Source organism: Cruoricaptor ignavus (assembly GCF_900141665.1).
Taxonomy (GTDB): Bacteria; Bacteroidota; Bacteroidia; order Flavobacteriales; family Weeksellaceae; genus Cruoricaptor; species Cruoricaptor ignavus.
In genome coordinates, this window is the sequence record NZ_FQYI01000003.1 from 17,646 (window position 1) to 43,601 (window position 25,956).

At 45.0% G+C, this 25,956-nt stretch carries 14 protein-coding genes, 2 tRNA genes and 3 rRNA genes; 12 read left to right on the forward strand and 7 right to left on the reverse strand.

The genetic code is table 11. From position 1 onward, the window contains the following. Positions 1-10: 10 nt before the first annotated feature. The 9 genes from BUB43_RS04240 to rrf all read left to right on the forward strand — a co-directional run bounded on the left by BUB43_RS04240 (position 11) and on the right by rrf (position 7,982). Complete coding sequence (locus BUB43_RS04240) at positions 11-571, forward strand: OmpH/Skp family outer membrane protein (protein WP_073178683.1); 561 nt, start codon at positions 11-13, stop codon at positions 569-571. 34 nt (positions 572-605) lie between these two features. Beyond that, the gene (locus BUB43_RS04245; RefSeq protein ID WP_073178951.1) at positions 606-1,103 is read left to right on the forward strand and encodes an OmpH/Skp family outer membrane protein; all 498 of its coding nucleotides are present in this window, start codon (positions 606-608) and stop codon (positions 1,101-1,103) included. Between the two features lie 56 nt (positions 1,104-1,159). Continuing rightward, entirely contained in the window at positions 1,160-1,651 is a 492-nt protein-coding gene (locus BUB43_RS04250; protein WP_073178684.1) for an acyl-CoA thioesterase, read from the forward strand. Next, positions 1,648-2,505: a dTDP-4-dehydrorhamnose reductase gene (rfbD, locus tag BUB43_RS04255; RefSeq protein WP_073178686.1), complete on the forward strand. Its 858-nt coding sequence runs from the start codon at positions 1,648-1,650 to the stop codon at positions 2,503-2,505. Before BUB43_RS04250 ends, rfbD begins: the two co-directional genes overlap by 4 nt. A 543-nt stretch (positions 2,506-3,048) precedes the next feature. Then, positions 3,049-4,557: ribosomal RNA gene (locus tag BUB43_RS04265) — 16S ribosomal RNA — on the forward strand. Positions 4,558-4,729: 172 nt separating this feature from the next. Beyond that, positions 4,730-4,803, forward strand: a tRNA-Ile gene (locus BUB43_RS04270). A gap of 9 nt (positions 4,804-4,812) precedes the next feature. Continuing rightward, a tRNA-Ala gene (locus BUB43_RS04275) sits at positions 4,813-4,886 on the forward strand. A 160-nt stretch (positions 4,887-5,046) separates the two neighbouring features. After that, a 23S ribosomal RNA gene (locus tag BUB43_RS04280) occupies positions 5,047-7,785 on the forward strand. Positions 7,786-7,874: 89 nt separating this feature from the next. Next, positions 7,875-7,982 (forward strand): 5S ribosomal RNA (gene rrf, locus BUB43_RS04285). The 16S, 23S and 5S rRNA genes sit together here with 2 tRNA genes alongside, the layout of an rRNA operon. Positions 7,983-8,121: 139 nt before the next feature. Here rrf and BUB43_RS04290 read toward each other — a convergent pair. The 5 genes from BUB43_RS04290 to BUB43_RS04310 all read right to left on the reverse strand — a co-directional run bounded on the left by BUB43_RS04290 (position 8,122) and on the right by BUB43_RS04310 (position 13,586). After that, on the reverse strand, positions 8,122-9,609 hold the full coding sequence (locus tag BUB43_RS04290; protein ID WP_143154032.1) for a BamA/TamA family outer membrane protein: 1,488 nt from the start codon (positions 9,607-9,609) through the stop codon (positions 8,122-8,124). 143 nt (positions 9,610-9,752) lie between these two features. After that, on the reverse strand, positions 9,753-10,541 hold the full coding sequence (locus tag BUB43_RS04295; protein ID WP_073178691.1) for an SDR family oxidoreductase: 789 nt from the start codon (positions 10,539-10,541) through the stop codon (positions 9,753-9,755). A 107-nt stretch (positions 10,542-10,648) separates the two neighbouring features. Further along, entirely contained in the window at positions 10,649-11,872 is a 1,224-nt protein-coding gene (locus BUB43_RS04300; RefSeq protein ID WP_073178693.1) for a 3-phosphoshikimate 1-carboxyvinyltransferase, read from the reverse strand. After that, a complete protein-coding gene (locus BUB43_RS04305) occupies positions 11,869-12,195 on the reverse strand; it encodes a nucleotide pyrophosphohydrolase (RefSeq protein WP_073178694.1) in 327 nt (108 codons plus the stop codon). Before BUB43_RS04305 ends, BUB43_RS04300 begins: the two co-directional genes overlap by 4 nt. After that, on the reverse strand, positions 12,195-13,586 hold the full coding sequence (locus BUB43_RS04310) for a hypothetical protein (RefSeq protein WP_073178696.1): 1,392 nt from the start codon (positions 13,584-13,586) through the stop codon (positions 12,195-12,197). Before BUB43_RS04310 ends, BUB43_RS04305 begins: the two co-directional genes overlap by 1 nt. A 169-nt stretch (positions 13,587-13,755) precedes the next feature. On the opposite strand from BUB43_RS04310, the gene BUB43_RS04315 reads away from it, so the two are divergent. The 3 genes from BUB43_RS04315 (at position 13,756) to guaB (ending at position 16,791) form a co-directional block, all read left to right on the forward strand. Further along, positions 13,756-14,007 (forward strand): type B 50S ribosomal protein L31, encoded by a 252-nt coding sequence (locus tag BUB43_RS04315; protein ID WP_073178697.1) that lies wholly within the window; start codon positions 13,756-13,758, stop codon positions 14,005-14,007. 74 nt (positions 14,008-14,081) lie between these two features. Then, on the forward strand, positions 14,082-15,242 hold the full coding sequence (locus BUB43_RS04320; RefSeq protein WP_073178699.1) for a GlmU family protein: 1,161 nt from the start codon (positions 14,082-14,084) through the stop codon (positions 15,240-15,242). An 88-nt stretch (positions 15,243-15,330) separates the two neighbouring features. Further along, positions 15,331-16,791, forward strand: a complete 1,461-nt coding sequence (gene guaB, locus BUB43_RS04325; RefSeq protein ID WP_073178701.1) for an IMP dehydrogenase — start codon at positions 15,331-15,333, stop codon at positions 16,789-16,791. A gap of 153 nt (positions 16,792-16,944) precedes the next feature. Here guaB and BUB43_RS04330 read toward each other — a convergent pair whose 3' ends face one another. Together BUB43_RS04330 and BUB43_RS04335 are read right to left on the reverse strand one after the other, a co-directional pair. After that, positions 16,945-22,776, reverse strand: a complete 5,832-nt coding sequence (locus BUB43_RS04330) for a DEAD/DEAH box helicase (RefSeq protein WP_073178703.1) — start codon at positions 22,774-22,776, stop codon at positions 16,945-16,947. A 2-nt stretch (positions 22,777-22,778) separates the two neighbouring features. Next, a complete protein-coding gene (locus BUB43_RS04335) occupies positions 22,779-25,877 on the reverse strand; it encodes a hypothetical protein (protein WP_159430226.1) in 3,099 nt (1,032 codons plus the stop codon). Positions 25,878-25,956 lie beyond the last annotated feature (79 nt).

Sequence of the window (25,956 nt, forward strand, 5' to 3'; positions counted from 1 at the left end):
CTGAACAAAAATGAACAGACTTAAAATAGCATTTTTCGCAACCATTGTTGCCGCCGCGGCAAACGCGCAGAAGATAGGCGTGGTAGATACCAACTACATCCTGGCGAGAATGCCGCAGTATAAAGAGGCGGAGGCACGCCTGAATTCCCAGGTAAAGCAGTGGGAAGAAGAGGTGCAGCGCCTGCAGACGGAATATGAGACCAAGCGCAATACCTTTGAAAATGAGAAGATTCTGCTGGTTGGCGATCAGCTGAAGCAGCGAGAGCAGGAAATAAAAGACCTGGATGCCAAGCTGAAAAATACCGTCTCCCAGCGCTTCGGCACCGATGGGGAGATGAACCGCTCCCGCTCTGCCCTCGTGAAGCCTTTTCAGGATCAGATTTGGAATGCCATTAAAACAATGTCTGAAAAAAACAATCTCGGCATTGTTTTGGATAAAAGCAACAACATCAGCGTTATTTTCTTGGACAAAAAATATGATTATACCGATAAAGTGTTAGATTTGTTGCTTCAAAAAAATAACGCAGCCGGTGCAGAACCAAAGAAAACCGGAAACAATAAGAGAAATTAAATTTAAAACAACTCAATTTATATTAAAAAAGATTATGAAAAAACTAAGTGTATTTTTTGCAGCGGTAATGGTGTTCGTTGCAGTAGGGTTTACAAATGCTCAAAAAGTGGCTGCGCTGGATTATCAGGAGATTCTCGCACTAATGCCGGAGACAAAAAAAGTAACTTCAGAGCTGGATACTTTCAGCAAAACTAAAGAAGCCGAGCTGAAAAAGCAGGCAGATGCTTTCCAGGCGGAGGTGCAGAAATATCAGTCAGAAGGTGCAAAGATGACCGAGGCCCAAAGACAGACGAAGGAAACAGAACTTGCGAAAAAGCAGCAGGATCTTCAGCAGCTTAGTTTCACGGCGCAGCAGGACCTTAATAAAAAGAGAGATAGCCTTTTGCAGCCGGTGATAGACAGGCTTAATAACACCATCGAGAAAGTGTCCAAGGCACAGGGTTGGGACTATGTGATCGATTCATCTGCGCTGATCTACAGCAACGGAAAAATCGACGGCACTGCTGCAGTGAAAAAAGAACTTGGCATTTAATATTGACACTAAAACCTTCAAACCGCTTCCCTGAGGCGGTTTTTTATTTTTGTACGATGAGCCGCGAAATCAGTTCACTCACCAAAGTCCGCTTCTGGCACTGCGACCCCCTGGGGCATCTTAACAATGTTCGCTATCTGGAATATATGCTCAATGCCAGGGAAGATCACTTCGAGCAGGCGTACGGCTTTACATATGAAGAACACATCGGCGACACTGGCTGCACCTGGGTGACAGTTAAATCTCAGATCGCTTACCTTCGCGAAGTCCGAAGCAATGAAATGGTAGCGATTACCAGTAAAACAATCTCGACAGACGAGCGAACTTCCACGGTGGAGATTTTAATGACCTCTGCCGATGGCTCAGTCACGCATTGCCTACTTTGGATCACCACGATTTATTTCAATCTGCAGACCAGGAAGGCAGTGGAGATGCCTGAAAGCCTCCTTCAGACTGTGCGGGAAACGATAGCGCAGGTTGAACAAACGGATTTCGACGAGAGAGCAAAATACTTGAGACACCAAAACAAAAAAAGAATACCAAAATGAAAAAAATTCTCGTTACCGGGGGCAGCGGCCAGCTGGGAAGCTGCCTGAGAAAACTCAGCGAAAACTATACGGAAGCTTTTCAGTTTGATTTCCAAAACTCACGCACTCTTGATATTACCGACGGCGCAGCAGTTTCCGACTATTTTGAGAACCAAAGACCGGATTTCTGCATAAATGCTGCCGCCTACACCGCCGTAGACAAGGCAGAAAGCGATGAGGAAAAAGCCTATGCCGTAAATGCCCTGGGGGTGGAAAACCTTGCAAAGGCTTGTGCGGAAAACGGAACGGTTTTTATCCATATTTCCACCGATTATGTATTCGATGGCTATACCCAGCTGCCTTACGAGGAAGGAGATTCTCCCAACCCGCAGGGTGTATATGGCGCATCCAAGCTAAAGGGGGAAGAGCTTGCGCTGGCTGCCAACCCAGAAACCATCATCCTCCGTACCTCGTGGCTATACTCCGAATTCAGTAAAAATTTTGTAAAAACAATGCTCACACTTTTTAGCCAGAAAGATGAACTGAATGTAGTGGCGGATCAGTACGGGCAGCCGACCAACGCCAACGACCTTGCTGAAGCGATTATGAAAATAATTGAGTCAGAAAATAAAACCTACGGAATTTTTCATTTTTCAAACTATCCCGAGACCACTTGGTACGATTTTGCGTCGAAGATTGCAGAATCCTCAAAAAATAATATTAAAATCCACCCCATCCCCACATCAGAATATCCAACCCCCGCAAAGCGCCCGGCGCGCAGCACCATGTCCCTGGAAAAAATCGAGCGTACCTACGGCATCGAGCCAAAACATTGGGAAGCCAGCCTGGAAAAGTGCCTAGAAATTCTTATATAATCATCCCCCGAAACAATTACCCCCTCTCTCCACTCGGAGCAGTTTACGATAACCACTTACTGCCGGGTTGGTCTTTCTTTAAAATTTTTCTACCTGATAACCAGCGACTTGGGCCCGGCGGGCAGATTTTTTTTAAATTACCTCTTGCCTGTTCGGGAAATCCCCTTATCTTTGCACTCCCGATTTGGTATTGGGGGAGCGTTGCGAGGGGATAATAAGCCCTATTTGAAATTTTTTAAAAAAAACTTGGCGGAGCGTTTGGAAGTTTGAGTGACAAATTCCTACCTTTGCCCACCCGTTTTTCGGGTCAAGCGCGGGGGGATTTTTGCTGGGGCTCCGGGACGAAAAAAAATAATTTTTTTCAAAAAGTTTTGGTAGTTTCAAAAAAGTTCTTACCTTTGCAACCGCAAATCACGAGAGGCCTTTGGCCTGGTGGTTTGGAAGAGAGAGGATCATTGAAATCAACGATACATACAACCAGGTAAGGGGCGGCGCCCGGGTATGCTTTATGGCGTATTCGATGGGGCGCCGCGGAACGGAAATACAATGGAGAGTTTGATCCTGGCTCAGGATGAACGCTAGCGGGAGGCCTAACACATGCAAGCCGGGCGGGATCCCTTCGGGGTGAGAGCGGCGTACGGGTGAGGAGCACGTGTGCAACCTGCCCCTGTCTGGGGGATAGCCCTCCGAAAGGAGGATTAACACCCCATAGGATGTTCGCCGGCATCGGCGGTCATTGAAAGGTTACGGACGGGGATGGGCACGCGCAGGATTAGGTAGTTGGCAGGGTAACGGCCTACCAAGCCTTTGATCCTTAGGGGGCCTGAGAGGGTGATCCCCCACACTGGTACTGAGACACGGACCAGACTCCTACGGGAGGCAGCAGTGAGGAATATTGGACAATGGGTGGAAGCCTGATCCAGCCATCCCGCGTGAAGGACTAAGGGCCTATGGCCTGTAAACTTCTTTTGTACGGGGATAAACCTATCTACGCGTAGATAGCTGAAGGTACCGTACGAATAAGCACCGGCTAACTCCGTGCCAGCAGCCGCGGTAATACGGAGGGTGCGAGCGTTATCCGGATTTATTGGGTTTAAAGGGTCCGTAGGCGGGCCTGTAAGTCGGAGGTGAAATCCCGCGGCTCAACCGCGGAACCGCCTTCGATACTGCGGGTCTTGAGTAGGCTTGAGGCGGCCGGAATGAGTGGTGTAGCGGTGAAATGCATAGATATCACTCAGAACACCGATAGCGAAGGCAGGTCGCCAAGGCCTTACTGACGCTGATGGACGAAAGCGTGGGGAGCGAACAGGATTAGATACCCTGGTAGTCCACGCCGTAAACGATGCTCACTCGTTCTCGGGCGTTATCGTTCGGGGGCTAAGCGAAAGTGATAAGTGAGCCACCTGGGGAGTACGGGCGCAAGCCTGAAACTCAAAGGAATTGACGGGGGCCCGCACAAGCGGTGGATTATGTGGTTTAATTCGATGATACGCGAGGAACCTTACCAGGGCTTAAATGGGGGCCGACCGGCGCAGAGATGCGCCTTTCTTCGGACGGTCTTCAAGGTGCTGCATGGTTGTCGTCAGCTCGTGCCGTGAGGTGTTAGGTTAAGTCCTGCAACGAGCGCAACCCCTGCCGCCAGTTGCCATCATTAAGTTGGGGACTCTGGCGGGACTGCCTACGCAAGTAGCGAGGAAGGCGGGGACGACGTCAAATCATCACGGCCCTTACGCCCTGGGCCACACACGTAATACAATGGCCGGTACAGAGGGCAGCCACGCGGCGACGCGGAGCGAATCTCGAAAGCCGGTCTCAGTTCGGATTGGAGTCTGCAACTCGACTCTATGAAGCTGGAATCGCTAGTAATCGCGCATCAGCCATGGCGCGGTGAATACGTTCCCGGGCCTTGTACACACCGCCCGTCAAGCCATGGAAGTCCGGGGTACCTGAAGTCGGTGACCGTAAAAGGAGCTGCCTAGGGTAAAACGGGTAACTAGGGCTAAGTCGTAACAAGGTAGCCGTACCGGAAGGTGCGGCTGGAACATCTCATTTTAGAGGCTTTATCAAGTCAATAAGCACACGGTCCTTCATGGGCCCCGCGCGCCGGGGGGCGCCGCCCCGCCCTGTTGTTGTATAGTATCGGATCATATAAAGGAAAAGGAGGATTCACGCCCGGGCGCGAGCCCAGCGCATTGTCGCGGGCCACGGGTCAGGCGGGTAGAGGAGTCTCGTAGCTCAGCCGGTTAGAGCGCTACACTGATAATGTAGAGGTCGGCAGTTCGAGCCTGCCCGAGACTACGGATGCCTGGGGAATTAGCTCAGCTGGCTAGAGCACCTGCCTTGCACGCAGGGGGTCAAGGGTTCGAATCCCTTATTCTCCACAGCCGCGGAATGCGGCCTGCCGGAAGCCCTTGGGGGGCGCTGCGAAGGATGCAGCGTGGGTCCCTGGGGTGGGAGGCGAGATCGAGGATCATTGACATATACGGTAAGACATCACAAAGAGACGACCGGGCGCCGGGAGGCGCACCGAGAACCTTAGGGAAAGAAATCGTTAAGGGCGCACGGCGGATGCCTAGGCTTCAAGAGGCGACGAAGGACGTGGCAAGCTGCGAAAAGCCGCGGGGATCGGCACACACGAATTGATCCGCGGATATCCGAATGGGGCAACCCGGCACGCTGAAGGCGTGTCACCAGCAATGGGGCGAACCCGGGGAACTGAAACATCTAAGTACCCGGAGGAAAAGAAATCGAAGAGATTCCGTGAGTAGTGGCGAGCGAAAGCGGACTAGCCCAAAAGCCTTGATATGCTTAGCGGAACGCTCTGGAAAGGGCGATCGGAGAAGGTGACAATCCTGTACGCGAAAGGCATGTCGGGGTGAAACAAGAGTAGGGCGGGACACGTGAAATCCTGTCTGAATACGGGGGGACCATCCTCCAAGGCTAAATACTCCTTGAAGACCGATAGTGGACCAGTACCGTGAGGGAAAGGTGAAAAGCACTCCGAACAGGAGGGTGAAAGAGAGCCTGAAACCGTGCGCCTACAAGCGGTCGGAGTCCCGCGATGGGATGACGGCGTGCCTTTTGCATAATGAGCCTACGAGTTAATGTCGCCGGCGAGGTTAAGCGCTTAAGGCGCGGAGCCGGAGCGAAAGCGAGTCTGAACAGGGCGCGTAGTCGGCGGTATTAGACGCGAAACCTTGTGATCTACCCATGGGCAGGCTGAAGCTCTGGTAACACAGAGTGGAGGGCCGAACCGGTTGGCGTTGAAAAGCCTTCGGATGACCTGTGGGTAGGGGTGAAAGGCTAATCAAACTGGGAGATAGCTCGTACTCCCCGAAATGCATTTAGGTGCAGCGTCGCGCGAGTCCTCCGGAGGTAGAGCTACTGATTGGATGCGGGGGTTTCACCGCCTACCAATTCCTGACAAACTCCGAATGCCGGTGGATGCTGCGCGGCAGTGAGGGCGCGGGTGCTAAGGTCCGCGTCCGAGAGGGAAAGAACCCGGACCAACGGCTAAGGTCCCCAAATGCGCGCTAAGTTGGAGAAACGCGGTCGGACTGCACAGACAGCTAGGATGTTGGCTTGGAAGCAGCCATTCATTTAAAGAGTGCGTAACAGCTCACTAGTCGAGCGGTCCGGCATGGATAATAATCGGGCATAAGCGCGCTACCGAAGCCATGGGATATATTATATCGGTAGGGGAGCATTCCGGCGGCCTGGAAGCCGCGCCGCGAGGCGCGGTGGAGCTTCCGGAAAAGAAAATGTAGGCATAAGTAACGATAATGCGGGCGAGAAACCCGCACACCGAAAGACCAAGGCTTCCCCGGCCATGCTAATCAGCCGGGGGTTAGTCGGGGCCTAACGCGAACCCGAAGGGGGTAGCGGATGGACACAGGGTTAATATTCCCTGACCCGCCCACACTGGAAGTGACGGTTCTCCGTAGCTGCTGGAGACTGACGGAATAGTCAAGGCCTAGCCTTCGGGCGAAGCTGCTGCAGCGAAGGGGGATCCAAGAAAAGCGAGTGAGGCGGCCCGTACCAAAACCGACACAGGTGGTCGAGGAGAGGATCCTAAGGTGCTCGAGTGAGTCGTGGCTAAGGAACTAGGCAAAATTGTCTCGTAACTTCGGAAAAAGAGACGCCCCCGGCGACGGGGGCCGCAGTGAAGAGGCCCAGGCGACTGTTTATCAAAAACACAGGACTCTGCCAAATCGAAAGATGACGTATAGGGTCTGACACCTGCCCGGTGCCGGAAGGTTAAGGGAGGCGCTTAGAGCAATCGAAGGCGCTGACTGAAGCCCCGGTAAACGGCGGCCGTAACTATAACGGTCCTAAGGTAGCGAAATTCCTTGTCGGGTAAGTTCCGACCTGCACGAATGGTGTAACGATCTGGGCACTGTCTCGGCCACGAGCTCGGTGAAATTGTAGTATCGGTGAAGATGCCGATTACCCGCAGTGGGACGAAAAGACCCTGTGAACCTTTACTATAGCTTCGTGTTGACTCTGAGCAATCAATGTGTAGGATAGGTGGGAGGCTATGAAGCGGGCACGCCAGTGTCTGTGGAGCCGCCGTTGAAATACCACCCTTTGCTTGCTTGGAGCCTAACTCCGGAAGGAGGACACCGCGTGGCGGGTAGTTTGACTGGGGTGGTCGCCTCCAAAAGGGTAACGGAGGCTTTCAAAGGTACCCTCAGCACGCTTGGTAACCGTGCGCAGAGTGTAATGGCATAAGGGTGCTTGACTGCGAGGCCAACAAGCCGACCAGGTGCGAAAGCAGGACATAGTGATCCGGTGGTTCCGTATGGAAGGGCCATCGCTCATAGGATAAAAGGTACTCCGGGGATAACAGGCTAGTCTCCCCCAAGAGCTCACATCGACGGGGAGGTTCGGCACCTCGATGTCGGCTCGTCGCATCCTGGGGCTGGAGAAGGTCCCAAGGGTTGGGCTGTTCGCCCATTAAAGCGGCACGCGAGCTGGGTTCAGAACGTCGTGAGACAGTTCGGTCTCTATCTACTGCGGGCGTTAGACGCTTGAGGGGGCTTGGGTCTAGTACGAGAGGACCGGCCTGAACAGACCTCTGGTGTACCAGTTGTGCCGCCAGGCGCACCGCTGGGTAGCTATGTCTGGTTCGGATAAGCGCTGAAGGCATATAAGCGCGAAACCTGCCCCGAGATTAGGCGTCTTTTAAGGGTCGTGGAAGATGACCACGTCGATAGGCCGCAGGTGCACACCTGGCAACAGGTCAGCCGAGCGGTACTAATTGCCCGTAGATTTATGGCCCCGAGGCCGGAGCGCCAGGGCGCCCGATGGGTCGCCTCCTTGTGATGACGTTACCGTAAGAAATAAGCCCTTTATGAGGGCTGTCCAACTTGGGCGGCCACTGCGGAGGGGCTCACCCGTTCCCATCCCGAACACGGAAGTTAAGCCCTCCAGCGCCGATGGTACTGCGAAAGCGGGAGAGTAGGTCGCCGCCAGTCTTTTTAAACCGGAACCCCCGCCACCCAGAGTGGCGGGGGTTCTTCTTTTTTGCCACCCGGGGCGCGCAAGAACGGGACCCGACGGCTCACACCTGGACGACGCCAAGAAAGTTAGGTTTTTATTAAATAGAATCTTTTGTTAAAACTTTGTTAAAAGGCCCCAATGGATTTTTGTATCATCAAATTTCAATGGTGTGCCACTAAGTCCGCCGTTGCTAAGCTGGAAAGTCATAATTCCTAACTTAAACTGCATTGTAAAGCCTGCTCCAAAACTGTAAAGATTTGGATTCTTTTTCAGATTTTTATTTTCCAGAAATCCATATTGTCCAAAAAGATCGAAGTATATTCCGTCATTGACAAGATATCTGTATTTCAGACCGCCAAATGCATAGAAGTTCGCCAGAATCGACTGTTCACCAAAGCTACGCATAGATTTCCACCCTCCAAACCTCAGCATAGTATTATCTGCCGTTTTATTAGAACTACCTGGTGTAATCCCTGCTGCTTCAGCGCTTATATTTATCCAGTTCTGTTTAAATATTTTTATGTTTTGCCCATAGCCTGCTTCGAATTTAGTTTGCGTTGTCCGATGCCCAGAATCATTGTATTTCAATTTGGCAATATTTACCCCCGTTCTTAGCTCAGTATCGTATAGAAAAATTGGTATTTCAGAGTTTTTTGTAAATGAGTACCAAATACCTACTCCGTTTGAATTATAATTTTCAAAATTAGCATAACTGCCCCCTTCCAGTACTGCAGATGTTTCAAACAATGCGTTTAAACCTATTTTATTTCTTTGGTTAATTTGTCGGTAAAGCGACGGGAGAAAACGAACTTTAGCAAAGGCTGAATCCTGCACGAAAATATTCATATCAATGTTCGCTCCGGTTCGTGATTTGAACAGGAAAGGCACATCGACCTGCAAGCTGAGATTTTGTCCACCGTCCTGGCTGCGCTGCCAGTGAAGCGATATATCCTCAAAAGAATTCAGGAGATTTATGAACTGTAAATCCAGGAGCCCGTTGAATTTAAATTTTCCTCTTTCGTCTGTCCCAAAACCGATTATGCCATCAAAGGAGCTAGCCTTTTTTTTCTGAAGAAAAAGATAGATTTTGGTGGAATCTTTTGTGAATTGTGTCTGCGCTTGCCTTTCAAGTGCAATAAATTGATTTTGACTGATTTCTGTGTTTAAGTTTTGAATAAGCTTTTGACTGTATGGTTTCCCTGCATATCTCCGATTAATGTTTTTCACAAAAGCTCGAGGCACTTTATCATACCCTCTAATTTCAACGGAGTTTATTTGTCGCAATTCGCCAAGGTCTGCAGATAACCGCACCGTGGCTTGCCCTTGCTTAAAACCGATCCATTGAGTGAGCACCCGATTGAAAGGATATCCACTATTGTACAAATCTCTGCTGATGGATTTCTGAAGTGAATCCAGGTTTTTAGTGGAAGTGATCCTCTTATAATTGCTCAGTTCTGGACTGAACTCCAGGCGTGCCTGATTGAAATTTTTACCCTTTTCAAAAATAATTCTCACATCGGATCCATACTTCTCTGCCACGACAATTTTCGTAAGAAAATAGTTTGCAGAAACGAGCGAATCCAGAAATTTAACAGCGCTCATCGAATCTTTCCGCACGAATTCTTTCCCGGTTTCAATGTCTTTCAGGATGAAATTCTGAGCAAAGCTCAGCGAGCAAACTAAAGGAAAAATCAGCAAGAAAAGTCGTGCAGCAAAGGCTTTCATAGGCTTAAAACCCAGAAAATCTACATTTTATTATACCGCCTCATCAGTTTTTCGTAGAAATTCTGCGGCAAAATGTGTTTCAGCGGAATGCCGATTTTCTGCCCGAAAGGTCCGAAGAAATAATGCGCTTTCCAGCGATTTTTCTGAAGCAATTTTTCAACATAAACCGCCACAAGTTCCGGTGAAGTTCCGGCATCCACATGAGCATTCATCAGGCTGTAAACCGAATCGAACATTTTCTGGTACGGCTCGGAAACTTCGGAACGCACACGGTTATCCGCAATTTTCGTTTTGATGTCGCCCAAATGCAGCGCACAAATTTGAATATTCCACGGCAAAACCTCGTAGCGCACAGCTTCCGTCACCTTATCCACAGCAGCTTTCGACGCGGAATAAAATCCGCGGAAAGGCAATCCCATCTCAGAACCAATACTCGAAATATTGATGATTTGCCCGAATTTCTGTTCCCGCATTTTCGGCAAAACTGCACTTAACATTTGCACGGTTCCAATCAGATTCAAATCGAAAAGCTGCTGAATTTCAGGCTTTTGCGCATCTTCCACAGCACCCACCATTCCCATACCTGCGTTGTTGATGAGCACATCGATGCGATGTTGTTTCTGCAAAATTTCCGAAACGGCTTTCTCAATTTGCTCAGCATCCGTAATATCTGTTGGAATTGTCGTAAAATATTTTGAATCAGTAGGTTTTCTGCTGAGCCCGTACACTTTGTGTCCTTGCCTTCCAAGATGTTCGGCGAGCGCAAAACCGATTCCGGCCGAAGTTCCAGTGATGATAATGGTTTTCAATCGAGATTTTTAAAAAGTTCTTCCGCCGAAAATTGGAAGTCCGGGAAAATGTAGGACTTTACAACTCCGTCGTCCACAATTGGCGGCTTTCGGAACAAATTTAGCAATTAATTTTCGGGCGAAAGAATCTGCGCGAAATCCTGCCAAAATTTTGGATAAGATTTCTCTATAACCTGCTGATTTTCAATGGTTAATGGCTGTGCTAAACAATACGGTGCAAAACTCATCGCCATCCTGTGATCATCGTAAGTTTCGATCAAAATCTCATTTTGCGGTTCAACGAATTTTTTAGTTTTAATGAAATCATCGCCAATTTCTGTAATGCAACCGATTTTTTCCAGCTCATTTTTCAGAGCAGAAAGCCTGTCGGTTTCCTTTATTTTCAAAGTTTTCAGTCCGGAAATTTCGAACGGAATTTTCATTGCAGATGCCGTTGCACAAAGCGTTTGCACAATATCCGGACAGGAATTCATATCCAATGAAATTTTTTCCGGCTTGCTGAATTTTTCTGTTGGAATCAAGGAAATTGTTTCGTCAGAAAATTCGGTTTTTATTCCGAAAAAATTCTTGTAAAGTTCTGCAACGAATGCGTCGCCCTGCAAAGAATTTTGCTTGAAATTTCTCAGGCTGATTTTTTCACGGCCAATTGCACAAGCCGAATAGAAATAGCTTGCCGAAGACCAGTCGCTTTCTATCACTAATTTTTTAGTTGCTAAATTTTTCGCCGGAAAAATCCGAATGATGCTGTTTTCAAAATGGCTTTCAATTCCAATTTCCGTGAGCAGATTGAGCGTCATTTCCAGGTACGGTTTGGAAGTGATTTCACCCAGAAGCTCGATTTCTAGGCCGTTTTCCAGCTTTCCGCCAATCATCATCAGCGATGAAATAAACTGTGACGAAATTCCGGCATCGATTTTTATGCGGTGATTTTTCAGTTTTTTCCCAACGATTTTCAGCGGCGGAAAACCTGGATTTTCCAAATAATAAATTTCCGCACCAAGCGCAAGAAGTGCTTCTACCAACGGTTTTACAGGCCTTTGCTTCATTCTTTCGCTTCCTGTGAGAATCGTGGTTCTGCTTTCCTGAATGGCGAAAAACGATGTCAAGAATCGCATCGCCGTTCCGGCGTGATGAATGTCGATAATTTCTTCCGAAGAACCCAGCGCACTCTGCAACAATTGGGTGTCTTGCGAATCCGACAGATTTTCGATTTGGATGTTGCCGTATAATTTCTGCAGAATTAAAAGCCGGTTAGATTCGCTTTTTGAGCCACTGATTGTCAGCGTTTTATCCCGAATTAATTTGGATTTCGGCAGGAAAATATTGCTCATTTCAGCTTCTCGTTGTTTTGATGCCGCTCAAAATCCCGTTCGGTTTTCAGCTTCATTTTTCGATCAAAAGCCGTCTGCAAATCGGTGTTCGTCTGATTGGCAAGGCATAAGGTGACGAACAGGACATCCGCCAATTCTTCACCTAAATCTTTAGTTTTATCGCTTTCCTTCTCGCTTTGCTCTCCGTACTTTCTTGCGATAATCCGCGCAACTTCGCCCACTTCTTCGGACAAAATCGCCATATTGGTCAGCTCGCTGAAATAGCGCACGCCAACGCTTTTAATCCACTCATCCACCTGCTTTTGCAGCGCCGAAATTTCCATTACTGATAAGCACCGATGGTTGCAGGATTTGTGCGCGAAGTTCCGGCGATATCTTTCTCTAAACCGCTGATTACCGGTGTTTTAGCTTTTGCTGGCGAATCATCCTTCACCCGTAAATTTAGCTTGTGCGTGAAGATGTTTGCAAATTTCGGGTCTTCGTTTTTGATGGAATTTTTGATGGCAGGATTTGCGTCAAAAGAAAAGCCCGAATCTTTGCCGATTTTCAGCAGAGAGTGCGAAAATTGATAAGAAAAATTCTGTCCGTTAATCGGTTTAAACGAAACGGCATTCTCCCTTTCTCCAAAAATAATCGAGTTTTTCACGGTTAAATTTACAGCGCCGTTTTCCGTGGAATTTCCATTGTTAAATTCGTTGGTCACGAAAAGTGCGTATGCAGGCATTGCGGAATTCAGCTTCCAAAAATTCGCCAAAGTGCTGTGCAGAAGCGTTGTACTGCCACCTTTGTAAATTCCAAGATTGGCTTCGCCGCAATTTGAAAGCACGGAGTTTTCCAAGTTTAATTTTGATGCAACTGACTGAATACCAAACTTTTGAAAGGTGTGGATGATGGAGTTTTTAATTTCCGCTTCGGAAGAATTGAGCAAAATTCCAGTTTCGCCGCCGAAAATTTTAGCATAATTAATATGGAGTTTTGCGCCCTGATCTGCGGAAATTCCTTTCCAGTTCAGCGCAATCGTATCATATCTCGTATCGCTTCTGTCGCCGCGAAACAGCACCTCATTGCCCAGTTCACCATTCACTTTCAGCGTGGAATTTTTACCCAGGCTAAGGCTTCCGTTTTTCGTAAAATAAACCTTTGTTCCTTTCTGAATCGTTAAGGTTTTTCCTTCTGCTAAAGATAATTTGCCAAAAATCACCTTTGCTTTTGAATTGTCCCAAACGATGTTTTCCGTGATAATGTTTGGGTTGGTTTTGCTTTCGATAAAAAATTCCGCATCTTGAACCACGGAAAACAGCGTGATTTCTTTCGTGTTTGCCGCACCCTCGAACTGAATTTTGTCTTCGGCAATGGCTTCCGGAGCATTAGCTTTCGGCGCCATTTCCACGAAGATGAAAAGGCTGTCTTTTCGGCGCAGCGGCACATTCGTAAACTGTGTGCCAGGCCTTCCGTCCACATTGATTCGGTATTGAGAATTTGCGCCGTCCCGCAAAGCAATCCGCGGAATCATCACATCCTTATCCTCCTGGTTGTAAACTTTCACGGCGTAGGCTTCGGAACGGATCTGGTGGTAAACCGTGTCGATAAACACCGTGTCCTTCGAAAATTTCAGCGCAGAAGTAGGCGCATCAAACACGATTTCATCGGTCTTGCAGGAAATGGCGGCGAATAGTATGCAGAGCATTGTGCCGAAAAAATATCTGAAATTCATCGTTTAAAAAATGAAAAGTTTTCAAAAATAGGAAAAGATTGGAATATGCAGAAAAATTAATGCTGAAAATTTTCCTAAAAACTTTTTGCCGGAATGAAAAAGTTTTGTATTTTTGCGGTCTAAAATTTTGGCGGAAGAAAATGCCGCAGAGTTTAAAAGTAAGCACATTATGAAAAACGGAATCCACCCAGACAATTATAGGCTCGTAGTTTTCAAGGATATGAGCAACGATGAAATGTTCCTTTGCAAATCCACAGCGGAAACGAGGGACACAATTGAGTACGAAGGCGAAACTTACCCTTTGGTGAAGATGGAAATTTCTTCCACTTCACACCCTTTCTACACCGGTAAGGTGAAGCTTGTGGATACGGCTGGCCGTGTGGATAAATTTATGAACAAATACAAGAAATTCGCGAAGTAATTTCCGCGGAAATTCAGCTAAGCCTTCTCTGTTGGGAAGGCTTTTTTTATGTATTTTTGACAAAAATCGAAGCTATGCAACTGGTATTTTCGGACGCACAATTTTGGGAAGAATTTTTACCGCTCACATTCACACGGCCCATCGCAGAAATGCGATGCGGAATTTTAACCTTTTCAGAAAGATGGTGTAAGTTGCTGGAAATCAGCGATGTGAGGTTTTTAACTGAGGATTATTTGCAGAAAAAATTTCCTTCTCCGAAGAATGAAGAGGGTTTGGTAATTGTCCCGAACTTTTTGCCAACGGAAAAAGTTTTAAGTCAAATCAACAATCTACAGCTTGGCGAGGCGCTGTTTTACGATAATGAATTGCTTGCTGCAAAGGTGAATATGCAGGATTTTTCGCTGTCGCAAATTGAAAAAATGACCGAAGTGGAAGAACCCTTGGTGTTTTTCAAAAAGCGCACGGATTTGTTCAGCTTTAACGACAAGGCGATTGATTTCGATTTTCAGCTTTTAACGAAGGACAGGGCATCTCAGCCGCTATCTTCCACGAACGGTCTGCTAGGAAATCCGGAAGATTTGTTCATCGAAGAAGGTGCCACGGTGGAATTTTCCACGCTGAATACGCTGACTGGAAAAATCTACATCGGGAAAAATGCCGAAGTGATGGAAGGTTGCAATCTTCGCGGTCCCATTGCGCTTTGCGAAGGCTCGAAGTTTAATCTCGGCTCGAAAATTTACGGTGCCACCACGATTGGTCCGCACTCGAAAATTGGCGGCGAAGTGAATAACATAGTAGTTTTCGGCTACAGCAACAAAGGCCACGAAGGTTTTGTTGGCAACTCGGTGATTGGTGAATGGTGTAATCTTGGCGCCGATACGAATTCTTCCAACCTGAAAAATAATTACGCCAATGTGAAGCTTTACAGTTTTAAATCCGAAAAACTGGAAGATACTGGGCTGCAATTTTGCGGGTTGATAATGGCAGACCACGCGAAAACCGCGATAAATACACAGCTAAACACAGGAACTGTGGTTGGCGTGGCAGCCAATATTTTTCGGGCTGGCTTTCCGCCGAACTATGTGGAGAATTTCAGCTGGGGCGGTTTTTCCGGTGATGAAAAATTTAAGCTGGATAAGGCCTTTGAAGTTGCGGAAAAAGTAATGCATCGCCGAAAAGTAGCGCTTACAAAGCAGGACAAGGATATTCTGGCGTATGTTTTTGAGAACTTTTAATCCCCAGCATTCGAAAAAATTAGTATTAATTCGAATTAATACGCTTTCGCGGAAACTATTTTTGCCGTAATTTTGCAAAGAAAGTGCGATGCCTATTCAAGACAAAATCTTAGAGCAAGCCATCACTTTCGATGATGTGCTGCTAATCCCTGCATATTCCGAAGTCCTGCCCAACCAGGTTTCCCTCAAATCAAGGCTTTCCGAGAAAATTATGCTAAATGTGCCCATCGTTTCCGCAGCGATGGATACCGTAACCGAAGCCGAAATGGCCATAGCCCTGGCAAGAGTTGGTGGCCTAGGCTTCATCCATAAAAATATGCCAATTGCCGATCAGGCTGGACAGGTGAACAATGTGAAGCGCTCAGAAAACGGTATGATTTCTGACCCAGTAACTTTAACGAAAGACCACACGCTTGGCGAAGCAAAGCAGCTGATGGCTCGCTACAAAATCTCCGGACTTCCCGTGGTAGATTTTGAAAATAAACTTCTCGGCATCATAACCAACCGTGATGTGAAATATCACGAGGACGATTCCCAAAAGGTGGAAACGCTGATGACGAAGGACAACCTCATTACTTCTCACCTTGATACAACGCTGGAAGATGCGAAGAAAATCCTGCTAGCCAACCGTGTGGAGAAACTTCCAATCGTGGATGAGCAATACCGTTTGGTAGGATTAATCACGATAAAAGACATTGATAATCAGCTGGAATATCCTAATGCGCTGAAGGACTCGAGCGGCAGGCTGATTGTAGGGGCTGGCGTTGGCGTTGGCGATGATACGATGGAGCGGATTTCAGCTTTGGTAAATGCAGGTGTGGACATCATTGCCGTCGATTCTGCACACGGCCATTCCAAAGGCGTTCTGGAAAAGGTGAAGGAAATCCGCAACGCATTTCCGGAGCTGGACATTGTTGGCGGAAATATTGTGACGGCTGAAGCGGCGAGAGACCTGATAGATGCTGGTGCCAATGTGCTGAAGGTGGGCGTAGGCCCGGGCTCAATCTGCACTACGAGAGTTGTGGCAGGAGTTGGCGTGCCGCAGCTTTCCGCAATTTACAATGTGTACGAATTTGCCCGAGAAAAAGGCGTTTCCGTAATTGCGGACGGCGGCATTAAACTATCGGGTGACATCGTGAAGGCCATTGCCAGCGGTGCTGCTGCTGTAATGCTCGGTTCACTTTTGGCGGGAACCGATGAAGCACCGGGGGAAGAAATTATTTTCCAGGGCAGGAAGTTCAAATCTTACCAGGGAATGGGCAGTTTGGCGGCGATGAAACGCGGTGGCAAGGAGCGCTATTTCCAAAGCGAAGCGAAGAAATTTGTACCGGAAGGCATTGAAGGCAGGGTGCCGCACAAAGGCAAACTGCAGGATGTGATTTTCCAGCTGACCGGCGGAATTCGTGCGGGGATGGGCTATTGCGGTGCGAACGACATTGTCGCGCTGCAAACGGAATCCAAAATGGTGAAGATTACGGGCAGCGGTTTGAAGGAATCTCATCCTCACGATGTAATCATCACGCAGGAAGCACCGAATTATTCGTTGTAGGAAATTTTTGTCTAATATTTAAGCCACAGAGATTGCGGCTTTTTTTGCTTCTTACTTTCAATCTTTTGTACTTTATAATCCTTCTCACAAACCACAAAAGATGGACTGAATTATAAAGATTTATTTTTTAGAATTCATTATAGCACTTTGCATTTACTCAACCGATATTGTATAAAGAATTGGATTGTTGTCTTTCTTCCTTATTGGGAATTTATCAATAGCATAGATTTCGTCATAGCCGATATTTTCCACAGCGATCCAGCCGTGTTCGATGCCGGCATCAGGCCGTATGATTATTTTTTGGCTTCCGTTAATAAATTCGAAATAACGGTAGTGAGGTATGTTTCCTTCAATTAATCCAAAATTTGGAAGATCAAATTCATTTTCTGCGATTGATTCTAAAAATTTATCCCTTTCCTCTGAGTTTTCAAATTCGTGAAAAAATTTGGAAGGTTTTTTCTGATTTGCGAAATCCTTGATGTTTACTTTTACGCTCTCCAAATTGAATCCTGTTTTATCTTTTAGTTTTTCAAGGAACTGTAGCATTAGCAGCACAGCGAAGGGAGATTTTACATACCTGTCGTAATAGGCTGCCTGGTAAGTGTTTCCCGCCATTAAATCTTGTAAGTTGATTCCTTTTTTTGCTAATTCTTCTAAAACTATTTCTGCAATCTCATCTGAGTTGATTTCCTGGTGGGTTTTTATATAAATTTCTGCTACAGAACTTCCGGTATTGAAAGTAGGCTCTGGCACTTCGGAAAATTCCGGCAGTGATGCTTTGTGCAAAATGTATGAAGCTCCTGAAATAATTGCTCCCCAATTCTCATCCGGTTTATTGGAAAATTCCTCAGCGTAATAACCAATTAACTCGCCATTCTTTAGCTTCATTATAGCTACGCGATGCAAAGGCAGGTTTTCTCCGGAAACCTTCAGTATGTTGCCATATCTTTCTGAAGTGAAAAATGTAATTTTATCGTGCTGATTTCTATAAATAGGTTCATCGGTTATAACGAAATTTATTTTGGTATTTTCACTCAGGTGCTTTATGATTTTGGAGGATTCCAAATCCCAGTGCTCGAAATTGCTGTCTGTATAGAGCCATATTTCTTCAATATCATTACGGTAGATGTATTTGTTAATATCATCCCGCACATTTCCAATAAGTTTTTTAATGCCAAGCATTTTTTCGGCAAGTTCTTTAGGCACACTTTGGTCTAGCGCTCGCTTAAGCCAATCGATAGCAAGGTGCCTGTCCAGCCAATTAAGGTGATGATTTGAATTTCTATCGATTAGGCATTTGGTACAGGCAGTCTGGCAATCGCAGTTTTCAAGTTTGTTTAGTGATTTTTCCAGAATTTTTTCAAGATATAGTGAGAATTGTGGCGCATATCCTGCACCGCCGGTTGCTGTATCAAAAATGAACAGAGATGAATAGGAGCCATACTGTTTGAGGTTGAAACTGAGCTCCTGCTCGTCTATAGCCAAGTATTCAGCAAGCATTTTTGTGAACATAACGCCTAAGGAATACAGCAGCTTTTCATCGTTGGAAAAATTATTCCCTTCATTTTTCACTCTGATTTCCACAAAATCTGTTTGGAATCTTCCGCCAAGAATTACATTATGTTTTATACTGTTGCCATCTCCGCTGCATATCGTGCCATCCTGATCTTTACCACCTCTCAGCCTTCGGTGGCTTTCCAGTTTTTGCGGGTCAAGTGATGCTCTCCCACAAACCAGGCATACTGAAAAACCATCGCCCTTACCTTTATTGTAGTATAGTATTTCTGCATTCCTATCGCTTTCTCTGATATCGATTAGTGAAGATTCATCGTTTGCCCAAGGCTTAATGTTTAGCAGTAGCGGCTCTACCGTGCTTAGACTGGTAGTTTCTTTTATTTTTCGTGATTTTTCGCTGTATAAATCTACGGCAAAACCGGCGGGCTCTATCAGTTCTGTAAAAGTTCCGGCTCCTCTAGTTGCCATAGATATGCCTACAAAGTCTGTGTGTTGGCAATTGGCGCAAGGTTGTTGTATGTTGTTTTCCTGGTCGCCCTCTACAACTCTTTGGTAGCCGCATTTTCTGCATTGTTGTACCACGGCGTGCCTATCCTGTCCGCCATAGATGTTTTGGGAAATAATTCCTCCCGAAATATATTTCCAGTTGTTTATTACAATTTCATTGCCTGGTGCATAGGCGGCCAAGGCTCTTGTAATGTGGTAGGACGGATTTTCTTTGTTCTGATTTTTCTTTAAATCATTTATCGTGGTGGTTTCAATTTCTACTAAGCCCGTAGGAATTCCTGCGCTTGGCGCGAAACCTTCTTCTACCAGGTTAGTAAGGGCATTCCTACTTAAGTACCGCCCCAACTGAAAATTTACCGCTTTGTAAGCTGGAGAATTTTCTCCATACTCTCTCCTAAGATTTTGCAGTGTATTTTCGAAATTCGTTTTTCTGGTTTCAGCCTTGTTTTTTAGTTTCTCAAAATTTTGTTTTACATTATGAATGTATGTTGAATTTTTCAGGCCTGCCATAGGTGTGCCTTTTGTAAGCTTTTCTATTTCATTAGAAAACTCGGTATCTTTCAAATTGATTAACCAATCAGAGAATCTGTTTGCCAGCGGCTCTGCACCTTCAATGCCAAAGAAGAAAGTGTCAATGCTGTCTTTCACATTTACGCCACCAATCTCTTTTGATTGGATGAATTTTCCAAACAGCAGTGCGTTGATGTGCCGCGAAACAACTTCCGGGCTTCTGAACTGTAGCATAGGTGGTGCAATCTCGTGTTCCAACGCCCACTTAGGATTGTTGAAAACATTATACCCAATAGGATTAGGAGTGCAAATGGTAACGGCAAGAGACTTCTGCTCCTGGCGCCTTCCCGCTCTACCGCTTCGCTGAAGATAGTTTGCAGGGCCTGGCGGCACATTGTTCATTAGCACCGTGGAAATCCCACCAATATCTACACCCATTTCCATCGTGGTGGAGCAGTTCAGGATGTTCAGCTTACCTTCGTTAAACTGCTCTTCAAGTTTCTTTAATGTTTTGTCGCTTTGTTGAGCAGAATGCTCTCCTGCCAAGAACAATGGCTTTATATCCAAAACTCTTTCCTGAAGGTCGCTCCAAACGCCTTGCTCTCTGAGTGTTTTTGAATTTTCAGAAATCCATATCCTCGTTTGATGGTGATTTTGTTCATTTTCACCATTCAAATTGAACGGATAGGGCAGTTTAGGAATATCAACTTCTTTAGTTATCCTGAAATTTTCTACATTCTCTGGCGTGAGCCCTCCAGTAATCCACGGTGAGTAACTGCGGAAATGCCTGTCTATCAGCCGCCGTTTTACCGGGCATAAATATGCTTTTGAATTTATGCTGAATTCGCTCTTTTCCTCCAGATTTAATTGAAACTTATTTTTACCGGTATTTGTTAATAAATTCGCTTGTAATGTTTTGCGAATTTCAATAATAAGTACATTGATTTGGTCAACTTTTTCTGGAGACAGATCTTCGTAATCGTGCCAACCGAGCCCAGCACAAATAAGCATTACAAGTCTGTTTTGCCGCTTGCTGTTCTCCTGCGCTTTTGGCCAGTCTTCCTCTTTTACTGTTTGATATTTCCGATAGAACCCGCTCGTTAATTGTGAAGCTGTCTCAGGGATGCTATAATAAAATTTAGCTCTGATGAAGTAGTCTACGGTAATTTTCAATAAATCTTTCCATTCATCTATAGTTATTCCCAGTTCATTCGCGATTGCAGGGCGATTGGCAATGGCGTCAATTTTAGGGTAAGATAATGATACAAGTCCCAGATTCTCCAGAGAGTTTTCTCGTGGAAGCCTTCTGCCGAATTGGTCGTAAAGCAATGCGGTAAGGAAATCTTTCCAATTATCTCCGTATGTAAATCTGCTATCACTCAGGTTGTTTAAGAAAATGGTTTTCAGTTCGCTGCTTCTATCCAAATTAATTCTATATATTAAATCCTTCCAATTAATTTTGGGCAGTGCATTGTTAACTTTAGCTTTTTCTTTATCTATTTCCTTTTTCAGGTGATCTCTGATTATTTGCTTCTCTGCGTTATCAAACTGTTTCTGAAGGTAATGCAGAATAGAGTTTGGATCAGCATTTGGGTTTTCCCCGTTCTTAAGCAGAAAGTGGTAAACCATCGATTTAATCCAGTTTTTTTCCGTGTCTTGATTTTGGAGCGCAGAAATTTTCGCGGTCCCCTGCCTGCTGTCAGTAAAGGAAATATATTTTCTACCTTCCCAAAGTGCTTTGTCATCATTTGTCGTTCCTTCCGTTTCCCCCAGGATAATATCGGAAAGAAGCCGATTAGTGAAGGCGGTAGACATCCTGAAGTGATAAGCATTAGCGGCGCTTTCTCCGCAGAATGGGCATCTGTCAGGGACTTGGTGAGAGATTAAAAAACTTTTGCCATCATAATCTAAACGACCATCGGTTTCAATTGCACAGGGACTATACGATTCATGGGCATACTTTTTATTTGGCAAATTAGGTAAAATGATGATTTTATTTCCTTTTTGCTCAGATATATTGTCTATTTCTTCATCGTCTTCTTCCTCGTGAATGTTGAATGCCGTTCCATCTTCAATGGTAATCTGCCTGATTTTGTCTCGTTTGTCTTGTTCAAAAATCTCTCCTTCCATCATATAATTTCCGCAGGATTTGCAGGAGATCAGTTCCAGCAAAGGCCAGCCGCATTCACAATTTTTGGCGGCAATGGTGTGCAGTGTTCCGGGTATATGCTTCGGCTTAAACTCTTTATGCTTTTCGCATTTTGGATTTGTGCAGCAGAATAGCCCACCCAAGCTTCTCAGAAAGAAATGTGCACGAAGCGGCACCGCATCGGTTTCCGATATAATGTCGGCAGATTTTAGAAGGTTATCCCTTAAATTAGCTGGTGAATAAGTCTCCAGATTTTGAAGAGGCATAAAGTTATTCTTAACTATATCGCTTCGCAGTTGCTCTATTTTTTTAATATCAAATCGGCTGTCGGCCAGTTTGTTTTCGTCGAAAGTTTTATTTAAAACCCTTTTGCCTTCTATCACGGCGATATTTTCTTCAGGAATGCCGCACAGGTTTGCCATAAATTTTTTCAGCGCATCATCGTTTCCGCTGCCTACGGTTGCCGAAGTAAGTGCAAAGCGAATATCTTTTATATCTGTTTTAAATGCATCCACAAGCCTACGGATAAGTAGTGCCATCTCTGCGGCTGAAGAACCCGTGAGGGTGTGCGCTTCATCCAGCAATATCCACCGCAATTTTCCCGCAGATTTCTCCAATATAGGGGTATCCTGCCTGCGAAGAAGAATGTACTCCAGCATTGATGGATTTGTGAAAAGGATGTTTGGCGGCGTGTCCCTAATTTTCTTCCGGGAAATCAGCTGCGGGTAGGCTTGCGAATCTTGATTATTCTTGCTGTTCTCCTCAGTTTTACTGTTGTACATGGCGTATGTTATGCCGCCAAGTTTTTGGCACCAGGCATCCATTCTCTTTTGCTGGCTGGCGATCAAGGCGTTTAGCGGATAGAGGAATATCGCATTAATGCTGTTGGAATTTTTACAGTTGGCATATAAATCTTGGAGAACAGGCAACATAAAACATTCTGTTTTCCCAGAGCCTGTTCCTGTAGTTACTACTATGGATTTTTTTTCATTAAGCAGTTTTTGCCAGCTTTGAACCTGGTGCTTGTAAGGCTTTCTGTCTTTTGGAAAGCGGTACTCACCCTTTACCTTATCAATGGCGGAAATAAAATTTTTCTCAAAAATCTCAGGTGCATATTCTTCCATAAGCTTTTCAGCACTTTCCCAGGGAAAAGTGTTTTGCAGCACTGGCTCTGCAAGCAGAGGCTGATCTTTGAAAAGATATTCCAGGTAGCGCTGCATTTCTGCATCACCCATTGCCCAAAGTGCGTTGATGGAATCTTTCAGCCTGCCATCAACTTTATTGTAGAAATTATCGAAATTCATTTTTATTGCAGTTTGTTGATGGAATACAAAAGTATTTGATTGTACCAGTTTTTATCCATTTCTCTTGCATAGAGGTAGTTTCGGCGGATTTTAAAACCATCTATAGAATTCTCCCAAATTTTTCGGTTTTTATCCTTGATGGAAAGGGCTGCAGCTATAGGAGCTTCTAGTAAAAGTCGGATTTTTTCGTGATCATCAGCTTTATGAATTAAAGTATCAACTTCCTCAAGATACCAATATGTTTTTGGGATTTCATTCAAAACTTGGTTGCCAAGTCTTTGCCTTAGCCCTTGAAGGTTTGCCGGAGTTGGCATTAAATGCTGCATATTTGACTGCGTAAAAATATCATAGCACATATTATTGATTTCTACCTTGGTGCTTTCTTTCAGGAAGGGTAATACTGCGGAGATTTCCACGGAAGCCCATCCTGCCGCTGAAATCCATTCTTTTTCCGGAACCCAGTGGAACAGGAACCCGGTATCTTCTTCCAGTTTCCTCAGCTGATTATGAAATTCCTCAGCGTTTTGGTACGCTCTCAGTTTCTCATTCAAAAAGAAGAACGCTCTTGCGGCTACTTTTGGATTTATGGCCACAGTCCGTAAAATATCGAAGGCGGCAAACGGTAATTTATAATAATCGCAGGTTGTAAAATAAATGTTGAACTTATACCAGGCCTCGGAATCTATTTCGCTTTTCGAAAGCTCGTCAGCATAGCTACTAATTCTTTCAAGCCTATCATGCTCATCTGTTGGCACATTGTCCGGGTCGGTTGTTACAAAAATTGGCAGCAGAGTGCTTTGAGCATTTTCATTGCTCTCCACTACTAAAAATTTATCAGAAGGCAAGTTATCAGGGAACCGGAAAATACCATCAGTTTTTTCAAGGGAGATAGTGTCTATCTGTGATGCGCTGCAATCTAAAGGAATGGCGATAAGATCCGCCTCGGATTCCCTTTCAAAACGCAGAAGAGTTTCGTCGTTCTCGCAGCTTTGTTCCAATCTGTTATTGTATCGGCCAATGTTAAAACTGGCTGTTCTTCTTAAGTTATTGCGGTGATTTTCGCGAATTTCAAATAGGATTTTGCAATCATCATCCATCAAATCAGAAATTGAAAACAACCTGCGAAAATCATTGAGATAATCTATAATCGGAATATTGCCTTTGGCACATTCTCTAATTATTTTAATTTCACCATTGCAGGTATTGCTCATTCTTACAGAAACTTTCCCATTCTTCCTGTTTACCAGCCTGCAGCCGTGAAGGTCAGAGATATTTAGTTCTGAACGTTGGTTTACAATATTGTTCTCATTATCAATCACTTGGATGCCTTCAAAAGGCGGTGCAATTTCTATAAAAAGCGCCCTGTTGTCTTCCCTTGATTTTAACGCGAAGCGTAGGGTTCTCGGGCTTTTTAGCCTGTTCGTCAAACTGATCTTAAATTCGCCATTGTTGATTTCTTCTATATCCCAGAGTTCATTTGGCTTTGGCTCAATAGAAAAATCAGCGCTGGCATGAAAGCTTATAGTGGCAGAATCCGTAGTGGCATCCTGATTTTGAATTTCAAGATTTCCAATGTTAAATACCACAGCTTCCTCCATCATATTGCCGAAATGAATTCTTAAATATAGTAAGCCGTAGGGTAGGAATTCTTTTCGTTTGCGAGTTATCCAGTTAATTTTGTCCTTCGAATATTCGATCTTGCTTGCCTCAAAAGTTTTCTCATCATCGTCATCATCCACTTCATTTTCATCCCCACCTTTTTTAAACACATAAATATGGGATATCGTATTCTTTACAACATGAAGGTTGGATTTTATGATTTCCTGAGGTAGAATATCGGTAATAATTTGGAAATCAAAGGTTTGTGCGTTTGTTTTGAATTCCTTGGTTTCTCCCGTTTCGTTGTATATCAGTGTTTCTGAGTCTTCTACTTCAATGGCTTGCAATTTCTGCCCATTGATGATTATTTCAGTTTGCTCCTTTTCGGAAGAAAAACCTTCTGGAAAAGTGAGCAGGGCTTCTTCCCAAGCTGTTTTGGTAGATTTTTCTAGAATGTATTCATCCTCAGATCTTTTACCCCAGTAGTTGGGCTGCGATGTCGATGGTAAGTGCGTTATTAAATTATCAACTCTGTACGAATTTCCTTTGCTGTCCATAAGGAAAACTTCCGGTAAAATGTCTTCATTATTCCATCTTACCATCGTAGAATTACTCCAGGTTAGGCTGTATTTGCCACCGATATTTTTATAAAAACTACAGAGGAGGTAATCTCCCACAAAAAGATTATAATGATTTGCAAGGTGGTCATCCATGTTTTTAAGCTCCCGAGAGAGATTTTTAAAGGATTTAGCATCCATAGATCCTGGTTCATTCGTAGCCAGCAAAACGATATAAGTATCTTCTTGTTTTTTGAGAATCCAGTCCGCCTTCAGTGATGTTTTTCTGGTGCGTTTCTCATTTTGGTTTTGAATATTGTTTCGTAAAAGTGTCCTTAGATTTTCTTCCAGATTATCGTAGCGTTCATCTGAATTTATACTTTTAATCAAATCCAGACTGCTGCGGTATACATACTCGTTACGCATACTTTTGGGCAAAAGCTTTACAAGGAAATAATCGGATTCAATGTCAGCCTCCGAGTCGGGATTCTTTCTCTGCAATTTTAAAAGAAAACGGGTATACGAATCGTAATTATTACCACTTTTGATGTGATTTAGTGGTAGGCCTCCCTGAGAAAGCAGCGTGCGGAAGTAAAGTTTGTTCTGCCTTCTGATCCAAGCAATACCGATTTTTTCAGCACCTTTCCGCGCATGTTTATAGAAATCTTCTGCGCCATAATCGGTGTTCAGTTCGAGCGATTCGTAGATTTTTTCTTTCGATGGAGTGCCGCCGCTGTATAAATAGCGCCACCAAAAAGCATAATATAAACTGGCATCTCTCGGATCAAGCCTTGCAAGGTAAGGCGTTTTTTTAATGTGAATAGAAAGAGTTGTGAATTCCTTTTCCGAAATGATAATCTGCTGGATAGACTTAACACTGTTAGCACTAATTCCTCGCTTGTCGAGTAAATCATTAAAGAAAGACATGGTCTTATAATTTGACATGGTCTTATAATTTATTGTGAATTTACGAATATTTTATTTTTTTTCAAAAATAATTTGTAAAGACTTGTAAACTGAATTT